The sequence below is a fragment of the Halobacteriovorax sp. HLS genome (assembly GCF_004006665.1).
Taxonomy (GTDB): domain Bacteria; phylum Bdellovibrionota; class Bacteriovoracia; order Bacteriovoracales; family Bacteriovoracaceae; genus Halobacteriovorax.
The window spans coordinates 340,716-361,178 of sequence record NZ_QOCL01000009.1 but is presented as its reverse complement, the minus strand read 5'-3'; the positions used below and the strand labels follow the sequence as shown (position 1 = coordinate 361,178).

The following is a 20,463-nucleotide window of genomic DNA, read 5'->3' as shown; positions in this document are numbered from 1 at the left end:
TTCTATGTTTAGAATAGTACCATTGAATAAAGTTTAAACACTACATTTGTCAGGCTTCATGACCTATCTCAAGTCATTTTTTAGGAATCTATATAAGATTAAGTACGGAGTTATATGTAAGGCTGTCTTACTATGAACTTCATAATACGACAGCTGAATTTTTCATAGAGTCCAAATTGATTCTCAAAAGCTCTCCAAAATCTGAATAATACTTAACTTCAAGTATGAGACACCTCTCAATATTTCCATCTTTCACCTAAGAGAAAAAGTGCAGGGACTTAGTATTTAGCATTTTGAAGCTTTAAAACATTTCCATCTAAATCTTCAAAGACTAACATATGCCCCCAATCAGCATCGACTTCCCCAAGGATATTTGCACCAGCATCTTCTAGAATTTTTCTGTCTTTAGAAACATCATCACTTTTTAATGTTAAAGTTCCTCCACATTGAGCTCCATGAGAGTCTCGTGGAAATGATGGCACATCACTTCCCTCAGTCCAATGAAGACCGATCATAACTCCACCACAATCTAAACTTGACCAATGATCAGACTCCCAAGAGACAGTCATATTTAAAGTTTTTGTATAAAACTCAACGGCTCTTTTCATATCTTTGACATTATAATAAATATCGTGAACTCCACTAATCATTTACATCTCCTAATATATAAAGAAATACTGCCACATCTTTACTCTATATTATATAGAATTCTTAATATTTAGAAGACTGAAATATGTAAATTAGTCTAAGCTATGTCCAAGATATCAATATCAGTATTGTCTTCTTTCATTCAGTTTAATACTATTTGTAAAAGGAGATCTCATGAGAATTTTACTAAGGTTATTTATTACTTTCCTGTTATTTACCAACCTTGCCCATTCTAAAAGCGTGTGCACGAGTCGTGTAAAAAAGAGTCAAGCCTGCCTTGATTCCATTAAATTTAAAAACTCTGATTTTTATAATTCTAAAGGAAAATTTCTTCCTGAAAAGGCGAAGGATGCAGTTATAGCAGTCTTAAATTATCATGGATATCCGATGTTTAAAGGAATAAGAGAAAAGATTTTTGTAATGGATTACAATAGTGGAAACTTTCTAAAAGTTGGCCTCTCTGGTCTTATGTATGAAAATAATCAAAAGAATCTATACATGCTCTTAGACATCTTCCTACTCCCAAATCAAATGCTGGCGGAACATTGGCACATTGATGGAGAAACAACTGCTGCTAAGAGAGAAGGCTGGCTGATTAGATGGGGCAGAAGTTATGTCGCAGGTATAGGCAAGAATAACTTAAAAGATTACCCTGAAGTTAAAGTCCCTAAAATTCACTGGAATGGAAAAGTCTCTGCAAAACATATTAAAGTCGCCAACCCAGGGGACTTCTACAATCTAGAACAAGTTCTCTCTCCACATTGGCAAATGGCCGGTAAAGAAGGTGCTATCATAACAGAGGTTGCAAACTTTGCAGATGGGAAAGCTGTTAAGAGATCTGACCCGAAAATGAACTAAACAAGGACAACAAACCTGAGTACCAGATAGAATTATTCTCATACTTTCGACTAGTAAATACTTCTTTACGCCTACTCTAGCATCTTCTCTAAATCATCTCGGATTTTCATTTTCTTGAAAGCCGAGACATTACTTCCACCTGTATTACCTACCGGTAAAATCCCAACCATTGAACCTAGTATCCCCATTGGAATACGAAAGAGTTGCCCGAGAATCTCTTTTTTATCTTTTTTCAAGAAGCCAATTTTGAGCATATAGATATGTGTAATCGTATGTGGGAATATATAACTTTGACCCAAGACATGTGCATCCTCAAGAAAAGTGAATGCTTCCTCAAATTTCCTTAACCTTATTAATCTCTTGGCACTTCCAAGTTTTAATTCAAAATTCTTTTTTAGTTTAGCGTTCATGTTAATCTCTTAAAGAAAGAGAGTTAATTTCTTCAATGGTACACAAAGTTCTCAAGTCAGCATTAGTATTTACAATTTTCTTTCTAAGTTTAGAAATTGTATTGTTCATAATGTGACGCACCAAGAATTTAAATAGCACCTTCTTTATACCTTTAGGATTTGTTCCAAATTTATTATAAAACTCATCAGGAGAACTAAATACTCCTAAATCTCGTACGATCCCCTCCTTTTGAATATACGTACTATTGCTACCACTCCATTCTACTTGCGGGGACTGAAAATTGTCACTTGCAACACCGTAACCACAAAGCGTCTTAGGCTCACTTTTAAAATATGATCTGAGAGAATTTAAATACTCTTTATCTAAAATAAATCCCTCAAGGTTATACCAAGAACCGTTAAAATTCACCTCAATCCAGCTATGAAAAATTTCTTTTGGAGTTAACCAATAAAATACTCCTGTAACAGCTCCATACTGAAGCCTTTTATCAATTGTGAAACCATGAAAACGGGCGTCTATTCCCGCACCACGAAGGAGTGCAAGAAGTAGATTCGACTTTGTATTACATTGTCCATATCCATCACTCAAAACCTTCGAGGCCGGAATATCATCACTCTCATTATAGCCAAATTGAATTTCATCCCTAACGAAAAGATAACAGGTATTTATTATATCCTTTTGCCCAGTAAGGCCGTTAGTTATTCTCTCTAATACTCTTTGTATCTCAGGGTGTTTAAAATTTATGATTTTTGTTTCATTCATCACTAGAATCCTCCCGTTTAGTAACTGTTTTCCTAGTATAAACAAGGCACTAATTACAATCTTTTATAAACTGGCTATTGCTCAGGATTTCAGAAGGAGTAAGGCCAAAAGATGCTTTGATAACTTTAGATAAATGTGCGGAATCACTAAACCCTGAATCTAAGGCAATATCTGTCAATTTCTTATTTTTACTATTCGCAAATGATAATATCGCTCTTCTAAGCTTCTTCCAAAGAATGTACTTCCTAAACGGAACTCCTACCTGTTCTTTAAACAAATGCAACAATCTACTTTCAGATAAAGACATCTCTCTTGCCAACTCGCTAAGTCGGATATCCTCTAGAAACTTAGTGCTATCTATAATATCTTTAATCTTAGTAATTCGAGAATCCACGTTTATATTTCTTTCAAATCCTAGATATTTTAATAAAGGCTTTACATCTTCAACTTTGGTTGGAAAAACATCAAGCTCTATAAGTTTTGTTCTCAATTCGTTTAAATTAAATAATGATTCATTATCTATCAGAATAGATAGAAAACAAGAACAACTCTTTACAAACTTATGCGCCTCTAGGGAAGGAATAAAGACTACTTTAGAATTAATAATTTCTTCGTTAAACTCGATTTGAAATGGCTCTTCACTCAAAGAAAATGTTAATTGATGGGCAAGATGAGAATGTTTTTCAGTATTAAGACATTCTGAAATAATCACAGCGTAATATTCAAATATATAAATTCTGTTATTCACTTTTTTACACTCCAGTTTAAATTCAATTGAAGAATTGACAATATAATAGGAAATGAAAACTCTCCCTTTGCTTACTTTCTACAAATTTGTAGCCTATGCCAAAAAGACCTACATTAAAAACAAGGGCACAATTATACTCATGCTTCCATGTTAATGTAGGCCATTATATTTTCCTAACAATTCACATTAAACTTAAAGCCTACCACCTCGATCGCTCCAAGTCTGGTTCGCTTTTTTGATGTTAGATTCAAGATCTTTCTTAAAGTCATTAAGTTTTTCATCAGTTGAAAAGAAATAAACCTTTCCCCCGTGTTCAAACCTATACTCAACGCTTCCTTTCGTTTTTAAATCACCATGAGCTACACTATAAGCGCATTGCTTTTCATACTTATGGTGATGGTGTTCAGTTTTATTATGATGATGAGCACATGATGCTAAAAATATTGAAATAAAGACTGTTAAAAGAAATTTCATTATATTTCTCCTTTGAATAGATTTGGTTGCATTTGTTTAAAAAACAATCTGTATAAACTCGGTAATACAATCAATGTTAGTACTGTCGCAGACAAGATCCCTCCTACTACAACTGTAGCAAGAGGCTTTTGGACTTCAGCACCAAGTCCAGTAGAAAACATCATTGGTAAGAATCCAAAGATATCGGTCAGGGCAGTCATTAAAACGGGTCTAAGTCTTGTCATAGCACCTTCTCTAACTACATCATCTGGACTTTTTCCATCTAAAACAAGTCTGTTGAAATATGTTACAAGGACAACTCCATTTAATATACTAATCCCACAAAGTGCTATGAAACCAACTCCAGCAGATATACTAAAAGGCATATTCATAACATTCAAAGCAATAACACCACCGATTAAGGCCATTGGAGCACATGCAAATATTAACACCACCTGTGAGAAGTTTTTAAAAGCAGCATACAGCATCGCAAGAATTATTAAGAGGGCCATTGGAACAAGTACTCCTAATCTTTCTTTGGCACTTTGTAGATTTTTAAAACTACCTCCCCATTCGATGTAATAGCCCTCTTGAAGCTTTACTTTTTCTTCAACTATTTTCTTAGCTTTATTTACAAAGCTTTCAATGTCTCTCACCTCAGGGTTAATGAGTACAGCAATACGCCTTTGAGAGTTTTCGCGACCTACAGCGGAGAAAGTTTCAACAAATTCAATATCTGCGACTTGTTCAATTGGAACAGTATGACCTTCAGCAATACCAACAGGTAATTTTCTAACTGTCATAATGTCTTTTCGTTCCTCTTCAGAAAGTCTAGTTACGATAGGATATTTACGTACTCCATCATAAACATGTCCAACCTCTCTCCCTCCGATCGCGGTGCTAATTGCATCTAATACAGGCCGTGCTGTAACTCCCAATTGTGCGAGTTTATCCATTTTGGGGGTATATTGAAGTAGAGGCGACTTCCCTTTAGATTCAGACTCAGCTTCTCCTGCTCCTTCAATACTAGATACAATTTCAGCAACCTCTTTGGAGTATTCTATTAATTTATCCAAATCCTCACCAAATACTTTTGCTGACACATCGGCCCTAGTACCTTCTAAGAGTTCATTAAAACGTAGTTCGACTGGTTGAGAAATCAACATTACTTGCCCAGGGACATGTAAATCTAATTTGTCTTTAACCGCTTTCATCAAACTCTTTTTATCCGTAATAGAATTATCTTTCGGCCATTCTTCTTTGTTATTAAGCATCACATATGAGTCTGAGATATTCACACCCATCGGATCTGTTGCTACTTCCGCAGCTCCAGTTCTTGCAAAAACATTTTTAACCTGTGGAAAATCCAATACTATTCTCTCTGAAAGTCTCTGCAATTTTACCGAATTCTCCATACTAATATTGGCAGGGCGGATAAATTGTAACGCAAAATCTCCTTCATCTAGTTGAGGAATAAACTCCGCCCCCAATCGTGAGAATAAAAATACACCCACTACAATTGAAGCTATTCCAATACCGAGAACAAACTTTTTTGCCCTTAATGCAATACTGAGTGTAGGACTAAATGCCTTTTCAGCGAGACTCATTAAGAATGGTTTTTTATCTCTTGTTTTTCCACTTAAGAAAGTTGCAGCTAATGCTGGAACAACAGTAAATGAAAGAAGAAGGGCTGATGCTAAGGCCATTATAAATGTTGTGGCCATAGGTCCAAACATTTTCCCCTCAACTCCCGTTAAAGCAAAGAGTGGAATAAAAACAACAATTACAATTAATTCACCAAAACCAGCAGCTGATCGAATTTCAATAGCCGAATCTATGACGACCTGTTTAACTTCAGCTCTGGTCATGTCTCTTCCAAGGGCTTTCCCTTTATTTTGAAGTCTATGCACGCAGTTTTCAATAACAATAACAGCACCATCTACAATGATTCCAAAATCAAGAGCACCTAAACTCATCAAATTCCCTGATACGTTTTGCCATTTCATTAAAATAAAAGTCATAAGAAGGGAAATTGGAATCATAAGAGAAGTTATTATTGCTGCTCTTATATTTCCAACAAGTAATAACAAAAATAAAATGACTAACCCTGCTCCCATTAGTAAGTTATGCTCTACTGTATTAAGAGTAGCGTCTACCATGTCTGAACGATCGTAAAGAATCTTAAGCTTTACCCATGGAGGAAGGTCTTTCTTAATATCATCAAGCTTTCCTGAAACTCTTTGCGCTACAGACCTTGAATTTTCACCAAGTAACATAAAGGCTGTTCCAATGATTGACTCTTCCCCATTTACAGTTGCAGCGCCTGTTCTAATTTCTTTATCATATTTTACTTGCGCAATATCTTTAATTTTTATTACCTGATATGAAGAAAGTCTTTTTACTACAACAGATTCGATATCTTTAATATTACTTAACAAACCAACGCCTCGAACTAGTAATTGCTCTCCGGTTTGCTGAATATAACCTCCTCCAACATTAAGGTTAGTTTGTTCAATTGCTGACTCAATATCATCAAAGTGAAGTCCGTATTTTGTCATTCCTTCTATATTAGGCTGAATAAAAAATTGCTTTTCATATCCGCCAATAGTATTAACTTCAGTTACCCCTTTCACTGTTAAAAGTCTCGGTTTGATAAACCAATCTTGCAGGGACCTTAAGTCCATAAGCTGAATCAATCTTTTTTCTGGATCCGTTTCAGGTTCTTTTGCCTCAATTGAGTAGTGAAAAATTTCACCAAGTCCAGTACTGATCGGCCCCATTTCTGGTACAACTCCATCAGGAAGTTCAATGTTTTGGAGTTTTTCTGATGCCAGTTGCCTAGCCCTAAAAATATCAGCATCCTCTTTAAAGATAACAGTAACTTGAGAAATACCATATCGAGATATTGAACGAATTGTTTCAACGCCAGGAATTCCATTCATAGAATATTCTATCGGAAAAGTTACCATTCTCTCGACTTCTTCTGGAACTAAGCCTTTCACCTGTGTGTTTATTTGAACTTGTGTATTGGTGATATCAGGAACAGCATCAATAGATAACTCCTGAAAAGACTTCGCACCAAATACAATGAGCAAGAGTGTTGCCATAAAGACAAACATTCGATTATTTACGGAGAATTCAATAACTTTATTAATCATGCTAACTCCTAGTGTGAATGACCGTACTCTGATTTATCTGTTGAATAAACATCTGTTACTCGTAAAAGACCAACGCCATTTACAACAATCTGATCTCCAAAATCAACACCTTTAACTTCAACCAGATAGCCATCAGAAAGCTCTTTTGTGATCTCTGCTGGCATAAACTTAAAAAATCCTGCTCTAAACCTATAAACACCTTTTTTATTTTTGGATGCAACTAAAGTCTTCTTAGAAATCTTAAAAGTAGAACCATCTACTGTATTAAGTTTTAATTCCAAAGTCTTAATGGCCTCTCTTGAAAGTTTGAACCCTTTAATTTCATCTACTTCCTCAATAGCTTTTCCTTTTCCAATCGCCTTTCCTCCACCGTGCCCTTCGTGTGAACCATGATCATGACCATCTTCTTCTTTATGTTTATTATGCTCATGACCGTCATCTTCATTGTGAGCTTTATGCCCATGATCATCGTGACCAGCATGAGAGTCTTTTTTCTTCTTTTTCTTATGATTATGACCATCCCCATCACTGTGCTCATGAGAATCCTCTGTAGAGTGCTTTTCTTTTTTTTCATGAGAGCTGTGATCATGTTCATCTTCTGCAAAAGAACTAAATCCAAGAAAAGTAGTAACTATAATTCCTGACAATATTAATTTATATTTCACTTTTAACTCCTATTTTTAATAATTATAATCTGTTTCATTTATCAGGGGTTTAAAGACTTTTACTCGCTATTTCCCCATTTAACTTATATATGTTCCAAAGCGCTTCCGTTGCCCCAATCTCGAACTCAAATCTTGTAATAAAAAACTCAACTAACTGTCTGTGCGATTCAATTACAAGAGAAGTAGAGATAATGCCTCTATTAAAAAGAGATTCAATTTTTCTGTGTTTTTTTTCTAATTTATCTTTATTAGCGATTGTTTTTAACGAGTCTTTATACTGATTGTACTTTTGGAGCCAAGATTGAACATCAAGCATACTTTCTTTTTTAATATTTCTCAAATTTAGACTTGCTGCCAATACATCATTAGTTGCCCTTTTTCTTCCACCACTATTAATACTAAGTATTGGCAAGTCCATAGTTATCGCAACACCAAAAGTGTCTATTCGACCAGCACTATTTTTTTCATATTCATAAATTGGACCAACTTGAAGGTCTGGATAACTATTAGATTTTTCTAAATCTAAGTTCGATTTCGCCATTTCCAAAGAAAACGTAGCGGCCTTAAATTTTGAATAGTTTTCAATTTTTAAGTCTCTTTCAAATCTTTCATCTAAATTTATAGAAACAGGAAGAGCACTTCTTGGGATAGTACAATCTACCCCCATAAAGAATGATAAATGAGTTGTCAGGTTCATTTTCTCAGAATTAAGCTGTGCAATTTTAAGTTTATAGTCATTTACTGCTAACTCTAGAGTTTCAGCTTCTACCTGTTGCTCAGGAGAAAGAGACATCCTCCCCTTAATCGTTTTCAAAATCTTATTGAATGCACTTAAAGACTCTTCATAGATAGGAACAAGTTCATAAACTTGCCGTAAGCGATGAAGTTTAATAACCGTATTAATTATAGTTTGTTGATTATCAAATTCTGCTAAAGCCACCCCCGTTTTAAAGGTATTTCTTGCAACATTAATCCTTGAGTCACGTTTTCCACCTAGCTCAAAGGTGTGCTTTAAAGAAACAGAAGTACGATAGTTTTTACCTCCTACTGAGTCACCAACTGTGCTCTCAGCATCTAACTCGGGATTAAGTCTTTGACCTGCGACTTCTATGTTAGACTCAAGGGCCATTCCTTTCACATTGTTAAAAGTTATACTTGGATGATTTTTCTTAACAAGCTCCAAGATATCATTTGAGTTTTTAAGATTACATTTAGCATAAGTTTTAAAAGTATAAATACTAATAAAAACTACTAAGAAAATTATCTTCATTCTAATTTGTCCTTTTTACATGCGAGAGTCGAAACATCACTCTCCTCTCATTTTTTAAGGTAAGCACAGTCTTGTTTATTCTTTTCTTAAAGAATTAACTTTAATAACTATTATCGCTGGTAAAACAATGCCTACAAGTAGACTGGTTATCAGTGAAAAGTCATTTATAAATTTTATTGAATTAGTTAGTAAGCTAAACTTAACAGAAGATACTAACTTTCGAAGAAAACATCGGAGGTTTTACAGAAGGATTAAGAAAGGGATTCTTATATTGATGATAGTACAACCAAACAACATTATTGTTGATGACTGTAGGTGTGCTAAGGAAGGCTTGATTCTTTACAGGTGCGAGATTATGTAACCCACTACAATGATGTGAACAATGCTCTGAGTGGTCACCGAAATCACTCTCTTCACAGTCCTCACAATTCACACTAACAAACTCAGTCGCTGATAAATTTGTTATAACAGTAGATACTTTAGGAGCAACTCTTAAAGAAAGGTCATGCAAGTCAGTTGATTCAGCATGAAAGCTAAAAAGAAGTGAAATTAAAGCGAATAGTGAAAATAATTTACTAAGCATAATAATAAAATTACCAACTCGTACATTACAAAGTCAAGTTATTAATTTATTCTAACATAGACTGCAAAAGAGATTTAAGACCATACCTCTCATCACTACAGAAAAAGTGAGCAGGCGATATGAACATGGCAATAGTAATAAATATATTGAAACTGTCTTACTTCTTTAGAGGCATTCATTCTATTATATTTTAATAGAATGAATGCCTCTAACAAAAGATGTTAATTGTAAGTCCTATTTTTTACTAAATAAATCTCGCAATTTCTTTTCTAATTCCCAACACATCGATTTATAGTCACCTTAAAATCTTCTCCAGCATAAGGTACATAGATATATTCAATTCTATTGTCATGTAATTGTCTAATTTCAACAATGCTATCTTCGTCAAGCAGATCATCGCCGATTAGCTCTAGCACAGAAATAGCTTTTGCTACACTACCTCTATAACATACGTTACCTTCTAAAGAGATACTACTAGCACAAGTGTCGAACTGAGTTCTTGCACCATCTAAAACACATTTGTAGCTTGCTAGTGAATTATTTGCGATAATTAGAAAAAATAGAATAGTTAACAATTTCATGAGAGCTCCTTATAAGATATATAAGGAACTATTGATTATAATACCAGTGCTCCTAAGTCAACATGCAATCTTATCTTAAAATAAGAAAGCACCTTCAATATATCGCGAAAGGCTAAATCCTACTGTTATAAGCTTGGCTCTTTTATAGGTAGAGGTAGTTTATTATATTCATACCATTTCTTTATTAGAGGAATCTCACGTAGATAGTTCCAATTTGATCTATAGCTAGATTTATAAGGACTTGATATAGAGCTTCTATAATCCACAACTATTTCCTCTGGATACTCCCATCGAGGCTGAAGCAGATCCTTTACATCATATTGTTTCTTTGCGATTCCAAACTTGTTTAGCTCCTCTATAAAACTATTCACTTCGGATACCCAAGCTTTTCCTGCAGAATCAATCATGAAAGTATAATCAATCTTCTTATTAGTAGATCTGTAAACAACAACATTCACTAGTCCTGCAGCCTTTGTCGTTGTTTTATACTTCGCTTTAACATCCATAAAATTAGCTTCATAACCATCTTTGGTAAATATATCTTCCGGATGGCGCTTACTCATACCATTTCCATCTAGAAGAGGCGGCTTTGCTGGCCCCTTTAATACTGATACAATATTTTCTTCAAAGACTTCGTAGTTATTAAAATAGTAAAGATGATCATCTCCAAATTCTAAAAGTTCTCTCAACTCGGCTTTAGTTCTTCTAGCACTCTCACCTATACAGTTTTCAAGCAAGAACTTATTTATAAAGAACGGAACTGAAATATAGTTTTGTCCAGGCCCTTTAGAATACCATCCGTCAAGAATTCCATCTAGAACTCTATAAACTCCATGAGAGTTTGAGTGATAGACAAGTCTAGGAAATACTTCATTTCCGATCTTAATATAAGCAAGTACATGATATCTTTCTTTTTCGACTCTACTAAACTTCTTAGACAGGGAAACCTGAATATTATGATGTTGAAAAAATACCTTGGGCCTTAAGTCATATTGATTAATTAATTCTCTTTGCGACTCACTATGTACTTGATTAATAAGTGAGAAGCTCTCCTCTTTAGAGAGGGTACTGTGAGCAGGACATTTTTCAGTCTCTTGGACTTGGATACTTGCAAATGTAGTTATTGAATATAGCAAAATCGCTAATAATTTCACCTAAATACTCCTTACGACGACTTGAAATTTATATCATATGTAAAGAAGTGAAAAATATTTGTTGTAAATTATTCATTTAAGAGAGTGTGATAAATACTTGAAAAGTAGTAAAAAAAGAAACTAAATAGTATCCATTATAGCTATTTCTATTTTAAGCTATTAATGAAATTATATTATGGGAAATAACTTGCCATCAAAGGCTAGGAGCAAAGATGAATTATGTAGATGGCTTTATGGCAGCGGTACCTAAAGAGAATAAAGAAAAGTTCTTAGAACATACTAAATTTTTTAGTGAATTAGCAAAAGAGTATGGCGCACTATCGATAGTTGACTGCTGGGAAGATAATGTCCCAGATGGAAAAGTTACTTCAATGCCTTTAGCAGTACAAAAACTTGAAAGTGAAGCGGTCGTGTTCTCGTGGATAACTTGGCCTTCAAAAGAAGTACGCGATGAAGGAATGAAAAAGCTCATGGAAGACCCACGATCAAGTGAGCAAACGAACCCAATGCCGTTTGATGGAAAGAGATTAATTTTTGGTAGCTTCAATGTCATTCATCAATCTGAATAATAGAATTATTGGCCGGTATACTCTAATGGTAATATTGGATGTTAAGGGAAAGGTTTAAGTTATTTCTAGATCGAAAGTTTGATTATTTTTCCACTACCTACCGAGTACTCCCGCTAAAAACCTTCTAGAAGTACCAAGCTAATAAACATCGCAATAATCCAACAATAAACAAGAAGTCTTAATCTATACAATTTTTTTATATAAAAAATATTTTTTTTATTATCAGTAATATTCAACTGAATTAATTTCTCTAGCTTTTCAGTTGCACCTCTTTCATTTTTTAACTTTTCTTTAATGTCATTCGTAAATAAGGCCTTTAAGCCTCGAAGTCTAAAAAGTAGAATTGATAAATACACTAGTCCTACTGCTAAAACAGCTAGAAATATATAACTATACACATTACATATTAATTCTTTTGTATAAGAAATAATTAAAGATCATTTCTTGTGTGTTTAGTTTCTTCTAGGCATTAATCTATATTACCAACTGAATCAAGAAATCGATCATCCTAACAACTTAAAATAAAAATTTGGATACGCTTACAGTCGCAATAAGTAAACGAATACTTTTATTATTCCTTTTATTCTTTTATTCTTTTATTTTTTTCTTGCGAAAGTATTTACAGTAGTTCTATAAAGGGTAGTTTTAAACATATCAAATAAAACGATTTAAAAAGAAGCCCTTTAAATTCTTCATAAAGGGCTTCCATCGATAGTATTTTATATCCAAAAGTCTTCTAGATCAATTTCGTGACGTATGTATAAATAAAATATCCTACACCTAGAAGAACAATCCCTCCTGAGTAACAAGTCCAAAAACCTAGATTAAACTTTTGGGCAAGTAAAAAGGGAACAAAAAATAGTAGTGATACTGGTATCGCAACAAATACGCTTTTAGCATACTCAACTGATTGCTTTGCATCTCCCCATTCCATATGAGAAAAAGCAAGAGCAAGAAGAGTTGTAAGAGGCAGGGCTGTAAGAAACCCTGCCAAACCAGTTTTCTTTCCTGATAACCAAGAAACAAAGCTAATCAGCACTGCTGCGACAATAGTTTTACCTATTGCTAACCACATATTATTTTCCTGTAAAATTCGCGGCTACGAATTCACCTGATAGTTTCAAAAAGATATAAAGTTTTTTACCTTTTACACCTTTTTCATTGTCAAAAGTAACAACCCATTCTGTCTTTTTTCCAAACTTCTTTTTTTCTGACTTATCAAAGGTAGAACTTTTCCAAGAAGCATCAATCTTTCCAGAATTAATAAGACGCTTAACATGATAGCGACCAACTTCTTCTGTTTTTTCTATTGAAATAGATTTTTTAGAATGTGAGTGACTATGACCGTGAGAATGACCACCACCTGGGCCTGCAAAGCTTGAAAAAGAAAATAACAAAGATCCAATTAGTAATAAATATTTCATATCTGTTCTCCTATAAATTATCGTGTTTAGATTCGTGAGTTCTTTGTTTTTCCATGTCCATATGGTGATGAATATGATTATCCTTACTGAATCCATAGTCATCTGGATAAGATGTATGCTCGTAACCATGCATTTGCATAAGAAATAACAAGACCCCTGCCAAAATTAATCCATCATTAGCAACTTTTGAAAGCCTATTAAAGGATTCTCTATTTCTAATTCCCCTTAGTAGAACTAGCATAATAGTTAAGGCCACAATTTGCCCAACTTCAACACCAACGTTAAATGAAATAATTCTCATCAACATTTCACCACCTTTTTCACCAAGTGGTAGCTGCTGAAGTCTTGTAGAAAGACCAAAGCCATGAATTAGTCCGAAAACAAAAACGGCGCCTAATAAATTAGGAGATTTCTTCACTCCAAAGTAGCTCTGAAATCCGTTATTATTGTCGAAACCTTTGTAGCAAACACTTAAAGCAATAACTGCATCTATTAAAAAGTAGTTTGCAGTTATCCCCATAAATGTGGCAAAGATTAATGTAATACTGTGCCCTACTGTAAAAACACTGATAAATTTAACAATATCCTTAAATGTCTTTAAAAAGAAAATGACCCCAAAAAGAAAGAGTAAGTGGTCATATCCGGTAATCATGTGCTCAGCACCCAGAATGATATATTTTAAATAACCACCCTCAATCATCGCACGCTTTGCATCCTCACTAATTCCATGAGCAAGTGTGTTTGCTGTATAGAATAGTGGCGAAATGCTTAATAAAAATTTAAACATAGTTCCTCCTATTATTTATTATTAATAATTTATAAAAAACTAAGAGTTTATCGGAGGCCTATAGATTTTTCTTGGATGAGGACTTGATATTAAGTTTTTCTCTGAAAAGTTTTGTTTGATTTCAAGAACTGTTACTTTTGCCAAGGCTTTTATAGAGTGATTCAAGATCTTAATTTCTGATTGAGTAACCTTAGAGTGCTCATGATTATGCTCGTGCTCGTCGCCGTCCTCACTATGTTTATGCGTGTGAGTATGTGGCACATCATCAATATTATCATGATGATTATCATAGTATTTTGAAAACTCAGCTAAGTGCGAATTGATCTCATTTTCAACACCATTAAAACATGGCGCACCAATAACTAAGACAGATAAGAAAATAGTTTTAAATAATTCAAATAAAAACATTATTTAATTATATTTATATTTCATCATATGTAACTATAATAATTACGGAAAGTTGTCGAGTAAGACTAATATGTATCCGGCTAAACTAAACTTGAATATATATCCGTTTACTTTCTGCGACCATATGTCTTATCAAAACTCTTTTAGTATATCACGTTTTGTTCTACTTACTAATTGAGCACAGATTTATAAAGAATTCTTTCTAATTCTCCTGCACTATCCACATTACATATTAATTCATTTGGATAAGAAATAATTAAAGATCATTTTTTGTGTGTTTAGTTTCTTCTAGTCATTAATCTATATTACCAACTGAATCAAGAAATCAATCATCCTAACAACTTAAAATAAAAAATGGAAACGCTTACAGTCGCAATAAGTAAACGGATACTTTTATTATTAAACTTAGTTACAACTTTTTATTAAAAGTTCTAAAGAGTTTTTTTAATCTGTTTTTTCATCAATATCAGAATACCTTCTCCATTCGTATAGACTAGTTGCAACTTACCTTGTAATTTTTTTTGCTTCTATTGTTTTCACTAGCGCAATAAAGATTTTCTTTCTTTTTAAATACTGCCAAGTCATTTTTTTGCAACAGGTTCAAAGCAAACAATATATATGCTTCCCTGTTAAATATAGACCTCAGTTTAAAAAGAGAGCGATCAGTAAAGCCAATATCTGAATATTTTTCAAATGAGCGCTCTAACTTTGTCAGTACTTCGCAATCACCTTTTACATCTTTGCAGATATACTTAAGTCTTTTAAAAATTTTTCCAAATGCATATGTTTTTGAAAATGAAATCTTTCTATTTAATCCGATCAAACAGTAGTCTTCTTTAAGAAATGAACATGTATTAATAAACATTCTGATATAGGCTTCGGAATCTTTTTCAATTTTAACAAGAATTTGAAAACAAGTTTTTGCTCTTCCAATATCTCTTTCAGTGAAATTTTCTATCTTACAAAATTTTCTATAAGTAGACAATGCCATGTTCCAGTCTTGTTGATGAATATAGCTCTCTACGACTAAAGAGCAGTAAGACCTATTGTACCGAGTACTTTCGAGCTTATCGTTTCGACACCTAATATCGCCTAACTCTGAAACAATCTTGTAATTTTTAATTCTATATTGCTCTTTTAAGAACCGAAGACAAGAAGATTTATTACCAAAATCTTCAGAGCAGTCTTTTTTTGAGTAAACACTAGTTTTTTTCTTTTTTTCTCCTTTTACAAGGATAACCTCATTAAAGAACCTACTGTTGCCAATTTTAATTATGACATTTCCAGATAAAATTACACCTATAAAAATGTAACTGGCAATCACCCTTCTCCTTTTAACATTACGTACCTGCAATATGAAATAAATAATCGAGAAGATAAGTAATAAAATTGTCATACCCCCTCTCTTTGAGTTAAAATTATATTACATTCTAAATTGTTTTTGTTATATTTTCTTTTAACACAATAATTCTTTAAATGACTTCCCAGCTCTGCATTAACCCTAGCTCTATTTTTAATCTTTTTGCTTTTCGTGATACACATATTACTTACAAGGTTGTCACAAATAGTTTTCAATATTTCAATTTTTTGAGTTAAAGAACTCGCTTCGAAAGCGACTTCACAGAATTCTAAATAATTACTTTTTTCAGCTCCATGACATATTCTCTCGGCCCAATATCTTTTTCTTGCTTTTGACGACAAAAGGTATGAGTTAAGCTCGAATAAAAGTTTATCTTCTTTAGAAATTTCTTCAAAGCGCATAATGGCGTCCTGACTTGTTTCAATCTCATAGACTAGTCTTTTATTGATTATTTTCTTTATTTCAGTTTTAAACTTTAAGCTGGCTATTTTATACATTGAGGACAAATCATCAATACTTAAGTCATACTTTATCACCACCTTTGAGCATTCACTGAAGTATTCTTCTTTTGAACATATAGTCTCTAGTACAGCTTTGTTTTCCTCTATGAGTCCCAGACCTATTGCTACGTTAATATAAACAATACAATGTTTATCCTCACTATTTCTTATACATCGATTTTGCAACTCCTTATATACCGACATGTCTAAGTTCGTCCTGGCGCTTGAAATACAAAGCTCGTTCCCGAGAGAACTACAAGTAGAAGACACCCTTCTTAGCATCAGTTTATTTGTATCTCTTACGAACTCGGTATAAGACTCCACTTGCTTCTTAGCAATATATGGAAATATCAAAGAGTAATTAGATATCTTCTTTTCACTGAAGCTGGGCAACCAAGAACTTTCGATGTTATGTAAAACATAGATATCAAACACGAATTGCCAAATTAGCAACGCGATGAAAATTAAAGTTAAGTTAGAGTTCTTAAGCTTAATTTTCTTATTTAGAATCAATAATAAGAACATAAATATAAAAATAGATATCATTTTTCCCCATAGCTTCTATTGCAGCAATACGTATCCGTTTACTTTCTGCGACCATATGCTTCATCAAAACTCTATTATTATATCACGTTTTGTTCTACTAACTTATTGAACATAGATTTATAAAGAATTCTTTCTAGTTCTCCTGCACTACCCACATTAATATTAATTCATTTGGATAAGAAATAATTAAAGATCATTTTATTTGTGTTTAGTTTCTTCTAATCATAAATCTATGATACCAACTGAATCAAGAAATCAATCAGCCTAACAACTTAAAATAAAAATTTGGAAACGCTTACAGTCGCAATAAGTAAACGGATACTTTTATTATTGCTGCCAAATTTATCTTAATCTGAAACGTATGTTACTTATTGATCAATACTCTCAATTCTTCCAGAAAAAATATCTTCTAACTTTTCTATTACTTCATTTACATCATCTGTAGAGACAAAAAGATGACATGGAATAATACTCTCTCCGTCTTCTCCAATAAAGATAATCCGACTAGGGGTATTATTTCTTTTCTCTACTTTTATTCTAGATATCTTAGAAAATATAAGTTTCTGATAGCCCCTATACGACACAGGACGGGGTATAACTAATTCGTATTCCCCAAGAGACATGAAACGATATGAATCAACAAATGAAAACTGTAATAAATTCACTACCAAGATGCATAAATAAACAAATAAAAAAAGCCAAAAAATAACAAACATACAAAAGGAAGCTAGCCTTAGCCCACTGAATATCTCAGTTTCCCAATAGCTATATAACGAAGAAAATAGTAAATAACCTAAATATGGTATAAATATGCTAAATGGTAAAGTAATAAAAAAACTTTTTTTAAATTTATAATTTTTAATCAAAAATTACCTCAATTACAAAACCCATTGGACTTGTTTCGTATAGTACATAGTTCTGGGGTATTGTAAGCCCCTTTATTAGCTGTAGCTAAACCACTTCCTGCTCCAGCTACTTTCGCAACAGCTGCTCCGACAAATGTCCCACCTATGGCACCGCCAAAAGTGGCAGCAACTCTTTCACTAAATTTAGCATCGCGATTATAGACCGCATTAGTTGCGATATTTGATCCAAAGTAACCTCCAAGAGCCCCACCAATAAAACCAAGGCCAGCAGCACCGGCAGTAGATGCTCCCATTAAGTAGAAGGAACTCCTTTTAACTTCGACCAGATCCAACTTAGCATAAATATCTTTAAATACCTCTTCTCCAGATTCTTTATCGAAGTTCAATTTAGATAGCTCTTCTTGAGAATTTATGAGTATTGCCAGCAATTTACGAATTCCCTTTGAGTTTAGCTTCAATCTATTTTTTAACTCTTCCTCACCGTACTTTAAAAATATTCTTCCAGCAAAATGCGGAACATAGGGAGAATCTTTCGAGAGGGGATTAATTCCTTTCTCCAAAACCTCAATAGTTCTCTCGATATCTAAACTGACAATATCTCTTACAATCTCTAAGCATTTTTTATCTGAAATACTATTCAAGTAAGAGTGAATGGTATTATTTCTTTCAAAAGACATTACAGAATTTTTCCTTAATCTAACTAAGAGTTAATAAAAGTCCAATTTCATATTCTAAGGCCATATCTAGGTCCAAAAATACAAGCTTTATTAGACTCAGAACCACCATTTCTAAATCTGGTTTATAAATGGTGATGGAGGAAGACAGTGAGCGAGTTCGTACAAAAGCTCAAGAGTAACTGAAAACCTGTTTAAATATAAGTTCTATAGCTCTTACACTCTCTTCATTTACAAATTCTACTTCAAAGGCTTTATTCTCTCTTTTTTAATTTCACCTACTTTATCTTTAATAAGATGTAACGTTTTTTTGTTATAGGTAATTGTTGATTTCTTTATTTCAAAAATTGGCCCCACCCAACTTCCGTTAGTCATGTCATAAAATACTAACTTTATATCACCAACATACGACTTATCACTAATCACTTTTATCTCAGGGTTCTGTAAAGTATATTTAAAGTTACTTTTATAAGTACACGCTATTCTATTTAAGTTAAAACTATCTTTTCTATCTCTATCAAGTATAAAGATTCCACTCTCAGAAATAAGTCTAGACTCTCTATCTTCAAACTTTAGCAAACATCCTTTTGTTATATTTTCTTCACCAACAAAAATACTAATCTTGCCAGCAAATATATATTTAGAACTATACAAACTAGGGTCGTCAGTTTGTTTTAAAATTCCAACTGAAATTAATAATGGATCTAGATTTAGTTTTCCATGTGAACAAGAGACTATAAAAAAAACAATAAAGAACATTTTAAAGTTCACAAGAGAATCCTCCATCACTATTATCTCTCTTAGAAGAGCATGATGTTATAGAACAATATTTATCAGTTTACTTTCTGCGATAATATGCTTTATCAAAACTCTTTTAGTATATCACGTTTTGTTCTACTCTTTAATTGAGCACAGATTTATTAAAAATTCTCTCCAGTACTCCTGCACTACTCTCTGATTCTGTTTAATTACACTACATTTTAATTCTTTTGGATAAGAAATAATTAAAGATCATTTTATCAGTGTTTAGTTTCTTCTAGTCATAAATCTGTAATACCAACTGAATCAAGAAATCAATCATCGTAACAACTTAAAATAAAAATTTGAAAACGCATACAGTCGCAATAAATAAACGGATACTTTTTTTCCATATTACTATTCAATATTTTTCTTAGGCACTATTAACTTCACTGAACAATCAACCCCTAAATCATGGTTTACCGAAGCACATTTCTCCTCACCAGCTTGATCAATATATTTAAAAATGATCAAAGAGAAAACAACAATTAATAGCAACAGTTCTTTATATAACTTCTTCTTTTTTAAATTGAGCATAAGTATTCTCTGCCAAAGATTTTAACCATCATTAGCTTATCACCAAATTTTACTTAAGCATTTTGAGTAGTTTTTAAGGACACTAGCATAACCCTTAATACCTTCATCGTTAGTTGTATCAGCCAAGAGATTCAATAAAGTTGAAAATGACTCTTCATGCTTACCTAAATTATAAAGGGTCAATGTTCTAAAAACGACAAGTTCCTTATCATTTGGAAAAGACATTATCGCTTTTTCGAATAGAGCAAGAGACTCTTCGTATTTACCGACACATCGATAAGTACTTCCTAGGCCTAAGTATGCATCCCTTAAATCATTTCCACTCAATCCATTAGCAATAGCTTTCTCATAAAAAGGAGCGGCATCCTTCTCTCTTCCAAGACAATCACATGCCCAAGCAGCATGATAATTTAGAAGTGCAGACTCTGAATTATTACCAAGCTCTTCAATTAATAATTTTAATGACTCTTCAAAATTACCACTTTTTCTTAACTCAATCGCTTTGTCTAAAATATCACTCACATCTAATCTCATGGTTCGATTACTCAGCAGGGTCTAATTGTAATGTATTGAATTTAAAAAAGAAATTAATGGTGGACCGTACTTCCGACATATCGAATTTCCATCAAGTTAACAGTCCCTAACTAGTTGAATGCATGTATAAACTTGACAAAGGTGTTACACCGGTGTAACATAATCTTTA

At 33.2% G+C, this 20,463-nt stretch carries 25 protein-coding genes; 2 read left to right on the top strand and 23 right to left on the bottom strand.

What is annotated here, in order from left to right; all coding sequences use genetic code 11:
* Positions 1-278: 278 nt before the first annotated feature.
* Positions 279-650 carry a VOC family protein gene (locus tag DPQ89_RS11310; protein ID WP_127717051.1) on the bottom strand — a complete coding sequence of 124 codons (372 nt, stop codon included), beginning with the start codon at positions 648-650 and terminating at the stop codon, positions 279-281.
* Between the two features lie 172 nt (positions 651-822).
* Here DPQ89_RS11310 and DPQ89_RS11305 point away from each other — a divergent pair, with 172 nt between their 5' ends.
* Positions 823-1,506, top strand: coding sequence for a hypothetical protein (locus DPQ89_RS11305; protein ID WP_127717050.1), 684 nt, complete (start codon positions 823-825; stop codon positions 1,504-1,506).
* Between the two features lie 71 nt (positions 1,507-1,577).
* On the opposite strand, the gene DPQ89_RS11300 is transcribed toward DPQ89_RS11305, so the two are convergent.
* The 10 genes from DPQ89_RS11300 to DPQ89_RS11255 all read right to left on the bottom strand — a co-directional run bounded on the left by DPQ89_RS11300 (position 1,578) and on the right by DPQ89_RS11255 (position 11,291).
* Positions 1,578-1,916, bottom strand: coding sequence for a DUF3703 domain-containing protein (locus DPQ89_RS11300; RefSeq protein WP_127717049.1), 339 nt, complete (start codon positions 1,914-1,916; stop codon positions 1,578-1,580).
* A gap of 1 nt (position 1,917) precedes the next feature.
* The gene (locus DPQ89_RS11295; RefSeq protein ID WP_127717335.1) at positions 1,918-2,679 is read right to left on the bottom strand and encodes a transglutaminase family protein; all 762 of its coding nucleotides are present in this window, start codon (positions 2,677-2,679) and stop codon (positions 1,918-1,920) included.
* 49 nt (positions 2,680-2,728) lie between these two features.
* Entirely contained in the window at positions 2,729-3,427 is a 699-nt protein-coding gene (locus DPQ89_RS11290; protein WP_127717048.1) for a helix-turn-helix domain-containing protein, read from the bottom strand.
* A 192-nt stretch (positions 3,428-3,619) separates the two neighbouring features.
* Positions 3,620-3,901, bottom strand: a complete 282-nt coding sequence (locus tag DPQ89_RS11285) for a hypothetical protein (RefSeq protein WP_127717047.1) — start codon at positions 3,899-3,901, stop codon at positions 3,620-3,622.
* Complete coding sequence (locus tag DPQ89_RS11280; protein WP_127717046.1) at positions 3,901-7,038, bottom strand: efflux RND transporter permease subunit; 3,138 nt, start codon at positions 7,036-7,038, stop codon at positions 3,901-3,903. Before DPQ89_RS11280 ends, DPQ89_RS11285 begins: the two co-directional genes overlap by 1 nt.
* 8 nt (positions 7,039-7,046) lie before the next feature.
* Positions 7,047-7,703: a hypothetical protein gene (locus DPQ89_RS11275; protein ID WP_127717045.1), complete on the bottom strand. Its 657-nt coding sequence runs from the start codon at positions 7,701-7,703 to the stop codon at positions 7,047-7,049.
* A gap of 49 nt (positions 7,704-7,752) precedes the next feature.
* Positions 7,753-8,973, bottom strand: coding sequence for a TolC family protein (locus DPQ89_RS11270; RefSeq protein WP_127717044.1), 1,221 nt, complete (start codon positions 8,971-8,973; stop codon positions 7,753-7,755).
* A gap of 199 nt (positions 8,974-9,172) precedes the next feature.
* Positions 9,173-9,556 (bottom strand): hypothetical protein, encoded by a 384-nt coding sequence (locus DPQ89_RS11265; RefSeq protein WP_127717043.1) that lies wholly within the window; start codon positions 9,554-9,556, stop codon positions 9,173-9,175.
* Positions 9,557-9,825: 269 nt separating this feature from the next.
* A complete protein-coding gene (locus DPQ89_RS11260) occupies positions 9,826-10,137 on the bottom strand; it encodes a hypothetical protein (protein WP_127717042.1) in 312 nt (103 codons plus the stop codon).
* Between the two features lie 125 nt (positions 10,138-10,262).
* Positions 10,263-11,291, bottom strand: a complete 1,029-nt coding sequence (locus tag DPQ89_RS11255; protein ID WP_127717041.1) for a hypothetical protein — start codon at positions 11,289-11,291, stop codon at positions 10,263-10,265.
* Positions 11,292-11,503: 212 nt separating this feature from the next.
* Between DPQ89_RS11255 and DPQ89_RS11250 the strand changes: the two genes are divergently transcribed.
* Entirely contained in the window at positions 11,504-11,860 is a 357-nt protein-coding gene (locus tag DPQ89_RS11250; RefSeq protein WP_127717040.1) for a DUF1428 domain-containing protein, read from the top strand.
* A 113-nt stretch (positions 11,861-11,973) separates the two neighbouring features.
* On the opposite strand, the gene DPQ89_RS11245 is transcribed toward DPQ89_RS11250, so the two are convergent.
* From DPQ89_RS11245 to DPQ89_RS11190, 12 genes are all read right to left on the bottom strand, one after another.
* Positions 11,974-12,216, bottom strand: coding sequence for a hypothetical protein (locus DPQ89_RS11245; protein ID WP_127717039.1), 243 nt, complete (start codon positions 12,214-12,216; stop codon positions 11,974-11,976).
* A 380-nt stretch (positions 12,217-12,596) separates the two neighbouring features.
* The gene (locus tag DPQ89_RS11240; RefSeq protein WP_127717038.1) at positions 12,597-12,935 is read right to left on the bottom strand and encodes a hypothetical protein; all 339 of its coding nucleotides are present in this window, start codon (positions 12,933-12,935) and stop codon (positions 12,597-12,599) included.
* A 1-nt stretch (position 12,936) separates the two neighbouring features.
* Entirely contained in the window at positions 12,937-13,284 is a 348-nt protein-coding gene (locus DPQ89_RS11235) for a DUF6488 family protein (protein WP_127717037.1), read from the bottom strand.
* A 10-nt stretch (positions 13,285-13,294) separates the two neighbouring features.
* A complete protein-coding gene (locus DPQ89_RS11230) occupies positions 13,295-14,071 on the bottom strand; it encodes a HupE/UreJ family protein (protein ID WP_127717036.1) in 777 nt (258 codons plus the stop codon).
* 39 nt (positions 14,072-14,110) lie between these two features.
* Positions 14,111-14,479 carry a hypothetical protein gene (locus tag DPQ89_RS11225; RefSeq protein WP_127717035.1) on the bottom strand — a complete coding sequence of 123 codons (369 nt, stop codon included), beginning with the start codon at positions 14,477-14,479 and terminating at the stop codon, positions 14,111-14,113.
* A gap of 493 nt (positions 14,480-14,972) precedes the next feature.
* Positions 14,973-15,803, bottom strand: coding sequence for a hypothetical protein (locus DPQ89_RS11220; protein ID WP_127717034.1), 831 nt, complete (start codon positions 15,801-15,803; stop codon positions 14,973-14,975).
* Between the two features lie 68 nt (positions 15,804-15,871).
* Positions 15,872-16,864 carry a hypothetical protein gene (locus DPQ89_RS11215; protein ID WP_164848365.1) on the bottom strand — a complete coding sequence of 331 codons (993 nt, stop codon included), beginning with the start codon at positions 16,862-16,864 and terminating at the stop codon, positions 15,872-15,874.
* Positions 16,865-17,253: 389 nt separating this feature from the next.
* Positions 17,254-17,550 (bottom strand): hypothetical protein, encoded by a 297-nt coding sequence (locus tag DPQ89_RS11210; RefSeq protein ID WP_127717032.1) that lies wholly within the window; start codon positions 17,548-17,550, stop codon positions 17,254-17,256.
* Positions 17,551-17,759: 209 nt separating this feature from the next.
* A complete protein-coding gene (locus DPQ89_RS11205) occupies positions 17,760-18,428 on the bottom strand; it encodes a hypothetical protein (protein ID WP_127717031.1) in 669 nt (222 codons plus the stop codon).
* Positions 18,429-18,665: 237 nt separating this feature from the next.
* Positions 18,666-19,196 carry a hypothetical protein gene (locus DPQ89_RS11200; RefSeq protein WP_127717030.1) on the bottom strand — a complete coding sequence of 177 codons (531 nt, stop codon included), beginning with the start codon at positions 19,194-19,196 and terminating at the stop codon, positions 18,666-18,668.
* A 384-nt stretch (positions 19,197-19,580) separates the two neighbouring features.
* On the bottom strand, positions 19,581-19,760 hold the full coding sequence (locus DPQ89_RS11195; protein WP_127717029.1) for a hypothetical protein: 180 nt from the start codon (positions 19,758-19,760) through the stop codon (positions 19,581-19,583).
* Positions 19,761-19,799: 39 nt separating this feature from the next.
* Positions 19,800-20,282, bottom strand: a complete 483-nt coding sequence (locus tag DPQ89_RS11190; RefSeq protein ID WP_127717028.1) for a tetratricopeptide repeat protein — start codon at positions 20,280-20,282, stop codon at positions 19,800-19,802.
* Positions 20,283-20,463 lie beyond the last annotated feature (181 nt).